The sequence below is a fragment of the Dactylosporangium sp. NPDC048998 genome, assembly GCF_043197855.1.
Lineage (GTDB): Bacteria > Actinomycetota > Actinomycetes > Mycobacteriales > Micromonosporaceae > Dactylosporangium.
The window spans coordinates 82,811-95,825 of sequence record NZ_JBICTV010000006.1; the positions used below are offsets into that span (position 1 = coordinate 82,811).

Annotated in this window: 9 protein-coding genes; 6 read left to right on the plus strand and 3 right to left on the minus strand. The window is 76.3% G+C overall.

All coding sequences use genetic code 11. From position 1 onward, the window contains the following. Positions 1-234 precede the first annotated feature (234 nt). Positions 235-1,281 (plus strand): 3-deoxy-7-phosphoheptulonate synthase, encoded by a 1,047-nt coding sequence (locus ACGFI8_RS17085; RefSeq protein ID WP_392805658.1) that lies wholly within the window; start codon positions 235-237, stop codon positions 1,279-1,281. 55 nt (positions 1,282-1,336) lie between these two features. Here ACGFI8_RS17085 and ACGFI8_RS17090 read toward each other — a convergent pair whose 3' ends face one another. After that, positions 1,337-1,978, minus strand: coding sequence for a hypothetical protein (locus tag ACGFI8_RS17090; protein WP_392805660.1), 642 nt, complete (start codon positions 1,976-1,978; stop codon positions 1,337-1,339). A 409-nt stretch (positions 1,979-2,387) separates the two neighbouring features. Here ACGFI8_RS17090 and ACGFI8_RS17095 point away from each other — a divergent pair, with 409 nt between their 5' ends. From ACGFI8_RS17095 to ACGFI8_RS17105, 3 genes are read left to right on the plus strand one after another with little or no spacing between them, the layout of a single operon-like run. Next, on the plus strand, positions 2,388-2,993 hold the full coding sequence (locus ACGFI8_RS17095) for a class I SAM-dependent methyltransferase (RefSeq protein ID WP_392805661.1): 606 nt from the start codon (positions 2,388-2,390) through the stop codon (positions 2,991-2,993). Between the two features lie 42 nt (positions 2,994-3,035). Beyond that, entirely contained in the window at positions 3,036-5,807 is a 2,772-nt protein-coding gene (locus tag ACGFI8_RS17100; protein ID WP_392805664.1) for a hypothetical protein, read from the plus strand. Next, positions 5,804-8,623 (plus strand): hypothetical protein, encoded by a 2,820-nt coding sequence (locus tag ACGFI8_RS17105; protein ID WP_392805666.1) that lies wholly within the window; start codon positions 5,804-5,806, stop codon positions 8,621-8,623. The genes ACGFI8_RS17100 and ACGFI8_RS17105 overlap by 4 nt, the downstream gene beginning before the upstream one ends. A gap of 45 nt (positions 8,624-8,668) precedes the next feature. On the opposite strand, the gene ACGFI8_RS17110 is transcribed toward ACGFI8_RS17105, so the two are convergent. Continuing rightward, positions 8,669-9,160, minus strand: a complete 492-nt coding sequence (locus tag ACGFI8_RS17110) for a hypothetical protein (protein ID WP_392805669.1) — start codon at positions 9,158-9,160, stop codon at positions 8,669-8,671. A gap of 47 nt (positions 9,161-9,207) precedes the next feature. Next, the gene (locus ACGFI8_RS17115; protein WP_392805672.1) at positions 9,208-9,675 is read right to left on the minus strand and encodes a MarR family winged helix-turn-helix transcriptional regulator; all 468 of its coding nucleotides are present in this window, start codon (positions 9,673-9,675) and stop codon (positions 9,208-9,210) included. A gap of 97 nt (positions 9,676-9,772) precedes the next feature. Here ACGFI8_RS17115 and ACGFI8_RS17120 point away from each other — a divergent pair, with 97 nt between their 5' ends. Both ACGFI8_RS17120 and ACGFI8_RS17125 read left to right on the plus strand, forming a co-directional pair. Next, on the plus strand, positions 9,773-10,399 hold the full coding sequence (locus ACGFI8_RS17120) for an FMN-dependent NADH-azoreductase (protein WP_392805675.1): 627 nt from the start codon (positions 9,773-9,775) through the stop codon (positions 10,397-10,399). Positions 10,400-10,560: 161 nt separating this feature from the next. Further along, complete coding sequence (locus tag ACGFI8_RS17125; protein ID WP_392805678.1) at positions 10,561-12,876, plus strand: putative bifunctional diguanylate cyclase/phosphodiesterase; 2,316 nt, start codon at positions 10,561-10,563, stop codon at positions 12,874-12,876. Positions 12,877-13,015 lie beyond the last annotated feature (139 nt).

A 13,015-nucleotide genomic window follows, 5' to 3' on the forward strand; every position in this document is an offset into this window, starting at 1 on the left:
CGGGACCCGGTCGCTGTGCCCGCCCGCAGCTTCCAGCTCATGCGGTACTATGGGCGCGTGAATTTCGGTTATCGGGCGTTTACCGTGGCTCCGGGTGGAGCCGGCGGTCGCTCGCGCTGACCTAGTTCACCCGGAGCCAGCAAGGGCAGAGACCTCGGTCTCTGCCCTTCGTCGTGTCACGCGGCGGGGCTGGTTGCACCGGGCCCGCCTCCCTGGGAAGGACTGAGACGGGTCATGATCACCAGCAATCTTCGGGTCACCGGCTACCAGCCGCTGGTCACCCCGCGCGAGCTCGCCGCCGAGCTGCCGATGGACGACGAGCGGGCCGCGGTCGTGCAGCGCGGCCGGGACGAGGTGCACCGCATCGTCACCGGCGCCGACGACCGGCTGCTCGTGGTCGTCGGGCCGTGCTCGGTGCACGATCCGGTGGCGGCGGTGGACTACGCGCGCCGCCTGGCGTCCGCGGCGCGGCGACTGTCCGACGATCTCACCGTCGTCATGCGGGTGTACTTCGAGAAGCCCCGCACCACCGTCGGCTGGAAGGGCCTCATCAACGACCCCGGGCTCGACGAGACGTTCGACGTGCCCCGCGGCCTGCGGCTGGCCCGCCGGCTGCTACTCGACGTGCTCGGCCTCGGGCTGCCGGTCGGGTGCGAGTTCCTGGAGCCGACCAGCCCGCAGTACATCGCCGACGCGGTCTCGTGGGGCGCGATCGGGGCGCGGACGCCGGAGAGCCAGGTACACCGCCAGCTGGCGTCTGGCCTGTCGATGCCGGTCGGGTTCAAGAACGGCACCGACGGCGACGTGCAGGTCGCCATCGACGGCTGCCGCACCGCGGCGAGCCGCCACGTGTTCTTCGGCGTGGACGAGGACGGGCGGGCCTCGGTGGTCTCCACGACCGGCAACCCGGACTGCCACATCATCCTGCGCGGCGCCCGGTCGGGCCCGAACCACGGCCCGGCCGACGTCGCCGACGCGCTGGCCCGGCTGGAGAAGGCGCAGATGCCGCGGCGGCTCATCGTGGACGCCAGCCACGGCAACAGCGGCAAGGACCACGTCCGCCAGGCCGGCGTGGCGCGCGAGGTGGCCGAGCAGGTGGCCGGCGGCCAGGACGGGATCGCCGGAGTGATGCTGGAGAGCTTCCTCGTCGCGGGGCGGCAGGACCTGGGGGGCGAGCTGACGTACGGCCAGAGCGTCACCGACGCCTGCATGTCCTGGGACACCACCGACGCGCTGCTCGACGACCTGGCCGCGGCGGTGCGGGCCCGGCGCGCCGCCTGAAACGGGAACCGGCCCGGGCCGAGTGGCCCGGGCCGTGCTCCGGTCTGGTCGGGGTTCACGCGTTGGTGAGCTGCTTCGAGGCCGACTCGGGGACCGCGAAGCCCTCGCTGCGCGGCGTGCGGGCGGCGTGGATCAGGCCGGCCGCGCCGAGCAGGAGCAGCAGCCCCGAGGCGAGGTAGGCCACCAGCGCGGCCTGGGCGGCCTTGGCGCCGAACTCGCTGAAGCCGTAGGAGGTCAGCAGCATCCCGCGCAGCGACTCGCCCTTGAACACCGTCTCCCGCTGGGCGGTCACGTCGGTGAGCTGCTTCTGCAGGTCGGTCAGGGCCGGGTCGTTCGCCTGCTGGGCGGCGGTGATCTTGTTCTTCAGCTCGGTCTGCACGTCGCCGAGCTGAGCATAGGTCTTGCCGCCGGCGATCGACTTCAGGTGCAGGCCGATGAACTCGTTGGCGTAGCACTCGGCCTTCTTGCCGCTGTCGAGCGCCTGACCGGCGTACTTGACCAGGCACGCGGACTGCTTCTCCTCGGCGGTCAGGGTGCCGGCGGTCTTGAAGGTGATCTGCTGCTCGGTGAGCTGCGTCTTGACGTAGTCGTTGGCGAAGTTCGCGTTGCTGGTCAGGACCAGGCCGGCGATCAGCAGCAGCCCGGCCAGGACGACCAGGCCGGCGCCGACGATGATGTCGAGGGTCTTGCGCTTCATGGGGCCCTCCGGGGCTCGGGTCACGCTCGGTTGGTGATGCCAACAGCGTGCCCGTCCGGCCCCGGCCCGTGGGAGAGGCCAAGCGCCCGCCTGCGCGGGACCGACGTCCCGTCCTGCCGGGACCTACGCCACCGGCCGATGCCCGGAGCGCTCAGCCCTGGGCCCTCAGGCCCGGGGCCGCACCGTCGACCTCCATGACCGACAGCAGCACCGCCCAGTCGGCGAAGGCGGTCCGCCCTGCAGCGCTTCGGCGGTGACGGCGCCGCCCTCGATGTCGGCCCGCATCGCTCGGCTCCCTTCGGCGTGTCCGTCCGGCAACCGCCACATCGGTCGCCGCGCCGACCGGTTGAGCCTTTGGCGGCGCCTCTTCCCGCCGGGATACCTTGATCACGTACGAAAGGGGGCCACAGTGACCGACGAGAACGCCTGGCTGCGCCGGAAGGCCGAGGAGCCGGGCCACACGAGCTGGTACGTCCAGCGGTTCCGGGACCTGGCCGCGAGCGGCGCCGACCTGGCCGGGGAGGCCCGGCTGATCGACGCCATGGTGCCGCGCGGCGCCCGGATCCTCGACGCCGGCAGCGGCACCGGGCGGGTCGGCGCCTTCCTGGCCGCGGCCGGCCACGAGGTCGTCGGCGTCGACCTGGACCCCGAGCTGGTCGCCGTCGCCGAGCAGGACCATCCCGGGCCGACGTGGCTGGTCGGCGACCTCGCCGCGCTCGACCTGCCGGCCGCCGGCATCCGGGCCGGCTTCGACGCGGTCGTCTGCGCCGGCAACGTGATCACCTTCGTGGCGCCGTCGACCCGGGTGGAGATCCTGCGGCGTCTCCGCGCGCACCTGGGCGAGGGCGGGCGGGTCATCGTCGGCTTCGGCGCCGGGCGCGGCTACGCGTTCGACGAGTTCCTGGCCGACGCGGCCGCCGCCGGACTGCGGCCGGACCTGCTGCTGAGCACCTGGGACCTGCGGCCGTTCGCCGCGGACTCGGACTTCCTCGTCGCGGTGCTCGGCTCCGGCTGAACGGGGTACCCGCGCAGCGAGATCCTCCGTTAGGGTCGTGGCGTGCTGGGGCTGGTGATCGGCGCGCTGCGGGCCCGGCGGGTGCAGGCACTCGTCATGCTCGCCCTCGCCGCGCTGACCGTCGTCGCGGCCGGGGTCGCGGCGCGTGCCACCGGCACGGCCGCGCGCGACGCCGCCCGGGCGCGCATCGACGCGGCCACCGTCGCCGAGCGCACGCTGCGGGTGCGCGGCACCGTCCCGGCGGGGGACCGGCCCGAGGACGCGCTGCGGCGCATCGACGACCTCGTCGACGCGCCGGTCGAGCAGAGGGCGGGCGGCGTGCGGCTGGCCGGCAGCCTCGTCGACGCGGCCGGCGGCCGGCGCCAGACCGCCGAGCTGCGCACCGCCGACGACCTGTGCCCCAACCTCTCGCTGCGCGAGGGGCGCTGCCCGGGCGCCGACGGCGAGGTCGTGCTCCCCGAGGAGCTCGCCCGGCAGCTCGGCGCCGAGGTCGGCGCCGACCTGCGGCACGACCCGGGGCTCACCGCCAACGCCGTGCCGCTGCGGGTCGTCGGGATCTACGCGCCCGCGGACCCGGGCGGCTGGTTCTGGACCGGGCAGGACGGCACCGCCGCGTACACGACCGCCCCGACCATCGCGTCCGCCCGCGCCACGGTCACCGTCACGGTCGACGCGCTGCTACGGCCCGAGGCGTTCGACGACGCCGACGGGCTGCGGACGGGACTGGACCGGCTGCGCGGCGCGCAGTTCGAGGCGACGTCGGGCGCGCCCTCCCTCGCCGTCGCCGTCGCCGCCGACCGGCGGTCGGTGCGCCGCGGCATCGGCCTGGCCGAGGCGCAGATCCTGCTGTTCGGCGGGCTCGCCGTCGCGGTGGCCGCGGCCTACGCGGCGCAGGAACGCCGCGGCGACGCCGCCCGCCTGGCGATCCGCGGCCTGCCGCGATGGCGCATCCGGGCCGCGACCGCGGGGCAGAGCCTGCTGCCCCTCGCGGCCGGGTCCGCGTGGTCGCCGCGGCTGTTCGCGGCCGGGGCCGTCATCGTCGTCGCCGCCGACTGGAGCGCGACCCGCGGCGGCGTCGCCGAGCTCATGCGCGACGTGCGGCCGCGCCGCCCGCTCGCCGCGGCCACCGCCGAGGTGTGCGCGCTGGGCCTGGCCGCCGCCGCGCTGTTCCAGATCGTCGCCGCCCCCGCCGCCGACGTGCGCCGCGACACCGGCTTCGGGCTCGCGCAGGTCGCCCCGCTGCTCATCGCGGCCGGGCTCGGCGTGCTCGGCACCCGCGTGCTGCTGGCCGCCGCCGGGCTCTACGGGCGCACCGCGCTCGCCGCCGGCCGGCTCACCGAGGCGCTGACCGGGCTGACCCTCGGCCGGCGCCGCACCGCGTATCGCATCGTGCCCGTGCTCGCCGCCGCCACCTGCGTGCTCGCGCTCGGTGCGCAGGACTGGCAGGGCGGCGCCGCCGCGCGCGCCGGGCGGGCCGGCGTGGAGCTCGGCGCCGACCGCGTCCTGCGGGTCGCGCCCGTCGGCCGGGAGCGGCTGCTGGCTGCGGTCCGCGCCGCCGACCCGGGCGGCCGCGAGGCGATGGCCGTCGTCGTCACCGGCGGTGCCGGTGGCGGCCCGGCGGTCATCGCCGCGGACGCCGGGCGGCTGCGCGCCGTCGCCGGGGTCGACGGCGCCGCGCTGCACCCGGCGGCCCCCGCGCCGCTGACGTTCGCCGGCACCGGCCTCGAGCTGCGCGCCGCCGGCGAGGGCTCGCGGGTGCGGGTGCTGCTGGCCGTCGAGGGGACGGGGGAGCAGGTGGTGGCCGAGTTCGGGCCGCTCGCCCCGGGCGTCGAGCGATACGCGGCGGTGGCGCCGGCCTGCGCCCGCGGCTGCCGCGTCGAGGCGCTGGAGGCCGACCACGGCCCGGTCGAGCTGAGCGAGCTGACCTCCGGCGGCGCCGCCGTCGCGCCCGGCGCGGTCCTCGCGGATCCGGCCCGCTGGCGCACCACCGTCGGCCAGGCCGTCAGCGGCATCCAGGTCGCCCAGGGCGGTGAGCGGCTGCGCCTCACCGACGTGCAGCCCGTCGGCCAGCGGCCCGTCGACAGCCGCCTGTACGTCGTGGACACCCCGGTGCCACTGCCGGCGCTGGTCGCCGGGGAGGCGGCCGGCGGGGGCGCGAGCGTGTTCGGCGTCTCGATGCCGCTGCAGCCCCGCCCGGTCGACCTCGTGCCCCGCGGCGGGGGGCACGGCGTGCTCGTCGACCTGGAGTACGCCGCCCGGATCGCCGCCGTGGCCCGCGACGCCGGGCCCGCAGCCGAGCGCGCCGAGGTCTGGCTCGCCCCCGGCGCCGGCGACACCGTCGTGGCCCGGCTGCGCGCGGCCGGGCTCGACGTCACCGGCTCCGACACCGCCGCCGCGGCCACCGCCCGGGCGGGGCGGCTCGCGCCGGCGGTCACGCTGTTCGGCGACCTCGCCGCGGCCGGCGTCGTCGTGCTGCTGGCCGCGGTCGCCGCGTTCGTCGTCGCCGCCGTCGACCGCCGGGACCGCGACGCAGAGCTGGCCGCACTGCGCCGGCAGGGCGTGCCTGGCCGGGTCGTGCGCCGAGTCGAGCGGCGCGCGGCGCTCGCGCCGGTGCTCGTCGCCGTGGCCCTCGGGCTGCTCGCCGCCGTCCTGCTGCGGCTGCTCGCGCCGCCGCCCGTGCGCCCGTTCACGGACGCGTGGCCGGTGCCGGCGCCGCCGGTGCAGCCCCTCGGCCTGCTCGCCGCGGGCGTGGCGGCGCTGGTCGTCTTCGGCACCGTCGCGCTGATCCGCCCGGGTCGCGGAGGTCGTTCATGACCGCTTTGGTGCTGTCGATGCTGCGCTCCCGGTGGTTGCGCGCCCTCACCGTCGGGGTGCTGACCGCCCTCGCCACCGCCGCTGCGGTCGCCGCGCCCGTCTACCTCGACCGCACCGACCGGCGCATCGTCGACACCGAGGTGGCGGCGGCCGGCGTCACCGAGCGGAACATCCTGGTGACCGGCACCGTCGAGGCCGGTAGCGACGGCTCGATCCCGCCGACCTTCGAGCGGCTCGCCAGCGGCTGGCTCGACGCGCCCGGCTACACCGCCGTGTTCAGCGCCCAGTTCGCCGTGCAGCCCGCCGACCTGCCGATCGCCACCGCCGAGCAGCTCAGCCGCGTGTCCTATCGCGACGGCCTGTGCGAGCACGTCGTGGTCGTCGCCGGCCGCTGCCTCATGGGCGTCGGCGACGCCGTCCTCGGCGTCAGCGCCGCGCGGCAACTGAGCCTGCATCCCGGAGACGCGCTGTCGCTCACCGGCTCCATGTACGACTCCTCCACCAACCGGTACCTGAGCGGCGGCCCGGCGGCGGCGCTGACCGTCGTCGGCATCGTCCGCGCCCGCGACGGCACCGAGCCCTACTGGGGCAGCAGCGGTGCGCTCACCGACGCCAGCGGCCCGGCGTTCGCGGTCGACCGCCGCACGCTGGCGACGTTCATCCGCCCGGCCGACCTGCAGACCTACGACGCCTATCCGCGGCCCGGCGCGATCAGCGTCGCGCACATGGGCGAGCTGCGCCAGTGGCTGGACGATGCCGCGCGGCGCAGCGACGGCGGGGCCCGGCTCAACACCGACCTCGGCAACCTGCTCGACCGCATCGACGAGCACCGGGCGCAGGTGCGCCGCACCGTGCCGTTCGCGGTGGCTCCGGTGCTGGTGCTCGCCTGGGCGGTCATCATCCTGGCCGTGTCCGCGGCGACCCGGGCTCGCCGCTTCGAGCACGGCGTCATCGCGCTGCGCGGCGTCGCCCGCCCCGGCCGGTGGTGGCTGGCGACCGGCGAGACGCTGATCCCGATGCTGGCCGGGGCCGTGGCCGGGTTCACCGCCGCGGGCGGCTGGAGCACCCCCGGCGCGCTCGTGTACGCGGCCGTCGCCGTCCTCGGCGCGCTGCTGGCCGGCCTGGCCGCCGCGCTACGCACCATCTCCGCGCCGCCGGCCGCGCTGCTGCGCCGGGTCGACGTCCGAAGTGGACGGTGGGGCGGCCGGATCGCGCTGCTGACCGCCGTGGCCGCGGCCGCCGCCATCGTGCAGGTGCGCGGCTCCGGCGGCGGCGTGGCCGGGCTCGCCCCCGCGCTCGTGCTGCTGGCCGCCGCGCTGCTGGCCGCCGTGGCCGCGCCGCCGCTCGCCGGCCGCCTCGGCGCCGCCGCGCTGCGCCGCGGCCGGCTCACCACCGGCCTGGCCGGCCTGTGGCTGGCGCGCCGCCCGTCCGCGGCCCGGCTGCTGGCGGTGCTCGTCGTGGCGCTGGCGTCGCTGGGGTCCGCCGCCGCCGCCACAGCCACCGCGCAGCGCCAGCAGGGCGAGCGCGCGGAGGCCGAGACGGGCGCCCCGGTCGTGCTCTCCGTCAGCGCGACCAGCCGTTGGCAGTTGCTGCAGGCGGTGCGCGCCGCGGACCCTTCGAAGCGGTACGCGATGGCCGTGGTACCGCTGCGCGACGCCCTCGCCGTCGACGGACCGCGCCTTTCGGCCACGGCCCTGTGGCCCGGCGGACCCGTCCCGGCCGACCTCGGCGACCGCCTGCACCCCGCGGCCCCGGGCGCCACCGTGACCGTGAGCGGCACGACCCTGAGCCTCGACATCACGGTCACCCGCCTGGACCGCACCGACAACGCCCTGACGGTCGCGGTCGCGCCGCTGGGCGGCCGCCCCACCGTCACCGCCGAGCTGGGCGCGCTCGTCGCCGGCCGGCACACCTACGCCGCTGCCGTGCCGTGCGCGTCCGGCTGCCGGATCGTGCAGCTGGCGGTGCGCGTGCCGCCGTATGCCGGCGCGCCCGTCGAGCTGACCATCCACGGCGCGCCGACCACGGCGTGGCAGGCCCCGCCCGGCGCCACGGTCGCCGCGTCGGGCGGCGACGTGACGGTCTCCCTGCCGGCCGGACCCGGGCCCGGTGCCGGCGTGCTGCGCCCGGACGACGGCCCGCCGGTGCTCCCGATCGTCACCACCGGCCCGCTGCCCCCGGACGGGCTGTTCACCGGCTTCGACCGGCAGCGCCCCGTCCCCGCCGAGGTCGCCGCCACCGTGCCGCGCCTGCCGCGACTCGGCACCGGGGCGCTCGTCGACCTCGAGTATGCCGACCGCCTCGCCGTCGACAGCGGGGCGAGCGGCGCCGAGGTCTGGCTGTCGGCCGACGCGCCGCCCGCGATCCTCGACGCCCTGACCGCAGCCGGCCTGACCATCGACGCGCGGCGGACGGTCGCCGATGCCCGGGCCGAGCTGGCCGGCGAGGGCACGGCGCTCGGCCTGCGCTTCTACCTCGTCGCCGGAGTGCTGGCCGTGGTGCTGGCCGCGGCGGCGCTGCTCAGCGGCGCCGCGGAGGCGTCGAGCGCGGACCTCGCCGCCCTGCGCGCGCAGGGCCTGCCCGCCCGGCGCGCCGCCGCCGTGGAGCCCCTCGCCGCCGTGCTGCTGGTCCTGGCCGCGGGCCTTGTCGCGGTGCCGGCCGCCGCGGTCGCGTGGGTCGCCGCCGCCCCGCCCGAGCTGCGCGGCCTGCCCCCGGCGGGCCCGCCGGCGCTCGCGCTGGCCGCCGCGCTCGTCGTGCTGGCCGTCGTGGCCGTGCTCACCACCGTCCGCCCGCGCGCGAGACTCGCCCGCGACTGACCGGCCTGGCGCCGGCCGGCATCGCCACCGGCGGCGTCGCGCTGCTCACCGTGGCGCGGTGGTCGAGCGGCGGGTGATGAAGCGGTAGATGCGCTCGGCGGTGTCCGGCAGTGGGTCCGCGCCGTCGACGACGAGGTCGGCGAGCTGGCGCCCGGGCGCGACGTTGCGGGCGTGCGCGTCGCGCCCGCCGTCGAGGTAGGCGCGCAGCACCGCGCGCGGGTCGTCGCGGCCCAGCGCGCGGCGGGCGAGGCTGATGTCCAGCGGGGTGTCGACGTAGACGGTCCACCGCGCTGCCCAGCGAATCGGTGGCAGCGCCAGGGCGAAGACGCCCTCGACCACGACCAGCTCGGCGTCCTCGTGGGCGTCCAGCCGGTCCTGCAGGGTGTTGAGGTCGACGCCGTGCTGGTCCTCGCCGGCACCGTCGGCAAGGCCGACGACCGGGGCGTCGAGGCGCTGGGCCACGGCGTCGGCGATGCTGCTCTTGCCCGCACCCGCCGGGCCGCCGATGACGAGCAGGGGCGGCAGCACGCGCATCATGATGCGCGACCCTACCGCGCCGGAGGGCTGGGCACGAACCCGGTTCGTCAGCGGGGCTGGGTGCCCGGGATCGGTACGAGGACCGACGCGTCGTGGGCGCGCAGCACCTTGCCCAGCGCGGTCGCCACGGTCTGCGCCTCGGCGCGGGTCATCAGGCCGGTGAAGTGCCGCTCGATGCCCGCCAGGTAGGTGGGGGAGGCCGCGCGCAGCCGGGCCCGGCCGGCCGGGGTCAGCTTCGCGAACGCCGAGCGCTTGTCGTCGGGGTTGGCGTCGCGCTCGACCAGGCCGGCCCGCGCGAGCTCGTCGACGACGCGGCTGACCCGGCTGCGGCTGACCACCACCGCGGCGCCGAGCGCGGACATCGTGAGCCGGCGGCCGGGCACGGCGTTGAGCTCCAGCAGCACGTCGTACCACGTCAGCGGCAGCCCGTGCGCGGCCTGCAGCTCCTGGTCGAGCAGCGGGGTGAGCGCCGCGTGCACGCGCAGCAGCGCCGCCCAGGCGGTCGTGGAGTCCATGGTCACACCGTATCAGTCTTGTGCGCGCGCACATACATGGCTAGGTTCGTGGCCAGAAGCGTGCGTGCGCACGCACTTACCTGAAAGGAGTCCGGCAATGGCCCGGCTGCTGCACATCTCGGCGTCCCCGCGCGGCGCGCGCTCCGAGTCCCTCGCCCTGGCCGCCACCTTCCTCGAGGTGTACCGCGAGCGGCACCCCGAGGACGAGGTGGTCGAGTGGGACCTGTGGGACGGCTCGCTGCCCGAGTTCGGCCCGGCCGCCGCGGCGGCGAAGATGGACGTGTTCGCCGGGCTCGAGCCCGCCGGGGCGGGCGCCGAGGCGTGGCGCGCGGCCGCCGGCACGTTCCGCCGCTTCGCCGACGCCGACAAGTACCTGTTCTCGGTGCCGATGTGGAACTCCGGAGTGCCGTACGTGCTCAAGCAGCTCATCGACGTGATCAGCCAGCCCGGCATGGTGTTCGCATTCGACGCCGAGTTGGGGTACACCGGCCTCGTCACCGGCCGCAAGGCCGCGGTGCTCTACACCAGTGCGGTCTACGGCGAGGGCCGCGGCCCGGCGTTCGGCGCCGACTTCCAGGCGCCGTTCTTCGGCAACTGGCTGCGCTGGGCCGGCATCACCGACGTCACCGAGGTGACCTTCCGCCCCAACCTGGCCACGACCGACGTCGAGACGCGGCGGGCCCGCGCTCACGCCGACGCGGCCGAGGCGGCCAAGACCTTCTGAGGCGCGCGGTCCGACCCCTACACCGCCGTGGAAGCCGGGCCGGAACCCGTGGCCGCCCGCGCCACCGCATAACCCGTCGTCCATCCGACGCGCAGGCGCGCGCCGGTGCGGTACCGTAGCCCGCGTGTCGTCCTGATCACCTCGGGTGAGGATGGATCCATTTGCCGCGCGGATCTGCGTCGAAGCCGCTCATCGTCGTGGTCGTCTCGGTGGCCCTGGTCGTCGGGCTGGGCGGCTCGAGCCTGCTTCCCGCGTGGTGGTCGCAGTTCGTCGACGACCTCGGCCAGCTCGGCGCCGGCGTGGCCGCGACCGTGGCCTGCTGGCTCAGCGCCCGGAGCTACACCGGCGCCCAGCGGCGATGGCGGCTGTGGATGGGCACCTCCGCCCTCGGCTGGACCGTCGGCCAGGCGATCTGGAGCTTCTACCAGCTGTTCCGCGACGACGCGCTGCCCTCACCGTCCCTGGCCGACGCCGGCTACCTGACCCTGCCCGTCTTCGCGCTGCCCGCGCTCGTGTCGCTGGCCGCCTCCCGGCCGCCCGACGGCGCGCCGCGGCGCCGCCCCGGCCAGCTGCTGATGGTGCTGGACGGGCTGATCGTCGTCGGCGCGCTGTTCGTGCTCACCTGGGCCACCACGCTGGGCTCGGTGGTCGCGGCCGGCGCGGCGACGCCGTTCGCGTACTCGGTCGCCATCGCCTACCCGGTCACCGACCTCGTCCTGACCGTCATCGTGATCCTGCTGCTGGCCACGTCGGCCCCCGCCAACCGTGGCCAGCTCACGATCCTCGGCGCCGGGCTGCTGTGCCTGTCGCTGTCCGACAGCGTCTTCGCCTACCTGGTCTCCAAGGGCGCCGACAGCATGCCGCCGCTGTTCGACGCCGGGTTCATCGCCGGGCAGGCGCTCGTCGCCGTCGCCGCGCTCACCCCGCCGCGGCCGGGCGACGCGCCGGAGCCGCGCCGGCACGCGCGCTGGGTGCACCTGATGCTGCCGTACGTCCCGGTCGCCTTCACCGGGGTGCTGTTCATCGCGCAGCTGATCCGCGGCTTCCCGGTGGACGGCGTGGAGATCGTCGTGGAGACCGCGGTCATCTCGCTGCTCATCATCCGCCAGGCGGTCACGCTGGTGGAGAACGCGGTGCTGCTGGACCGGGTCTCCGAGAGCCAGGCCCGCCTCGCCCACCAGGCGTTCCACGACGCGCTCACCGGTCTGTGCAACCGGGTGCTGTTCCACGACCGCCTCGAGCACGCCCTAGCCCTGCATCACCGCGACGGCCGCCCCCTGGCGGTCCTCTTCTGCGACCTCGACGACTTCAAGGCCGTCAACGACCGCTTCGGCCACCACGCCGGCGACCGGCTGCTGCGCCAGGTCGCCGGGCGGCTGCGCGCCGCGGTGCGCGACAGCGACACCGTCGCGCGGGTCGGCGGCGACGAGTTCGCCATCCTGCTCGAGGGCGATGGCGACCCCGGCGAGCCAGCCGAGCGGATCATGGCCGAGATCGGCCGGCCGTTCGAGCTCGACGGGAAGACCGTCACCGTCGGCGTGAGCGTCGGCCTGGTCCAGGCGGGAGAGCACGGCCCGGTGCCGTCCGCCGACGCGCTGCTGCGCCGGGCCGACGCCGCCATGTACTCGGGGAAGCGGCAGGGCAAGGGCGCGTTGGTGCGCTACCGCGTGGACCTGCCCGACGGCACCGGCAGCTCCGACCTCGCCGAGGCGCTGGCCGCCACGCTGCGTGACGGGAGCGGCCTCGACGTGCACTACCAGCCGATCGTCCGCCTCCACGACGAGACCGTCGTGGCCGTCGAGGCGCTGGCCCGCTGGACCCACCCGAGCCTCGGGCCGGTCTCCACCGACGTCTTCATCGCCACCGCCGAGGAGATCGGCCTCATCCGGCTCGTCGACGACTTCGTGCTCGACCGCGCCTGCCGCGACGCCGCCGCGTTCCGCGGGCCCTGGGCCAGCATCGCCGTGCACGTCAACACGTCAGCCGCCCAGCTGGGCCGACCGGAGCACGAGGAGACGGTGCGGGCCGCGGTCGTGCGCCACGGCCTGGCCCCGCACCGCCTCCTCCTCGAGCTCACCGAGACCGCCCCGCTGCCGGATCTGGGCGCCGCCGCCGGTGCCGTGCGCCGCCTCGGCCGTTTCGGCGTCCGCTTCGCCCTCGACGACTTCGGTACCGGCTACAACGCCCTGGCCCAGCTGCACGCGATGCCGGTCGACGAGGTGAAGCTGGACCGCTCCTTCACCCTCGCCGACGGCGGCCGCAGCGAGGCGATCTGCCGCTCGATCGTGCAGATCTGCACCGGCATCGGCGTCACGGTGGTCGCCGAGGGCATCGAGACCGACCGCCAGGCCACGGCGATGGCGGCCCTGGGCTGCCGGTACGGCCAGGGCCACCGCTACGGCGCCCCGGGCCCCCTGGCGGAGGTGGCCCCGCCGGGGGTGCTCGACCCGGACGACCGCGCCGTCATCGGCCGTTGAGCGTCAGGCCGTTGCGTGTCAGGCCGTTGCGTGTCAGGCAGGGACCTTCGAGACGAACTCCGTGGTGTACGTCTTGGTCAGGTCGACCTGGTCGCCTGCGAAGCCTTTCCGGCGTTGTGGCCGCAGCCCGCGTAAGTCG

What these genes read in the sequence shown, in the direction of transcription:
- ACGFI8_RS17085 (WP_392805658.1), top strand. Translation starts at nt 235, where the DNA reads ATGATCACCAGCAATCTTCGGGTCACCGGCTACCAGCCGCTGGTCACC.
- ACGFI8_RS17090 (WP_392805660.1), bottom strand. Translation starts at nt 1,978, where the DNA reads ATGAAGCGCAAGACCCTCGACATCATCGTCGGCGCCGGCCTGGTCGTC.
- ACGFI8_RS17105 (WP_392805666.1), top strand. Translation starts at nt 5,804, where the DNA reads ATGACCGCTTTGGTGCTGTCGATGCTGCGCTCCCGGTGGTTGCGCGCC.
- ACGFI8_RS17110 (WP_392805669.1), bottom strand. Translation starts at nt 9,160, where the DNA reads ATGATGCGCGTGCTGCCGCCCCTGCTCGTCATCGGCGGCCCGGCGGGT.
- ACGFI8_RS17115 (WP_392805672.1), bottom strand. Translation starts at nt 9,675, where the DNA reads ATGGACTCCACGACCGCCTGGGCGGCGCTGCTGCGCGTGCACGCGGCG.
- ACGFI8_RS17120 (WP_392805675.1), top strand. Translation starts at nt 9,773, where the DNA reads ATGGCCCGGCTGCTGCACATCTCGGCGTCCCCGCGCGGCGCGCGCTCC.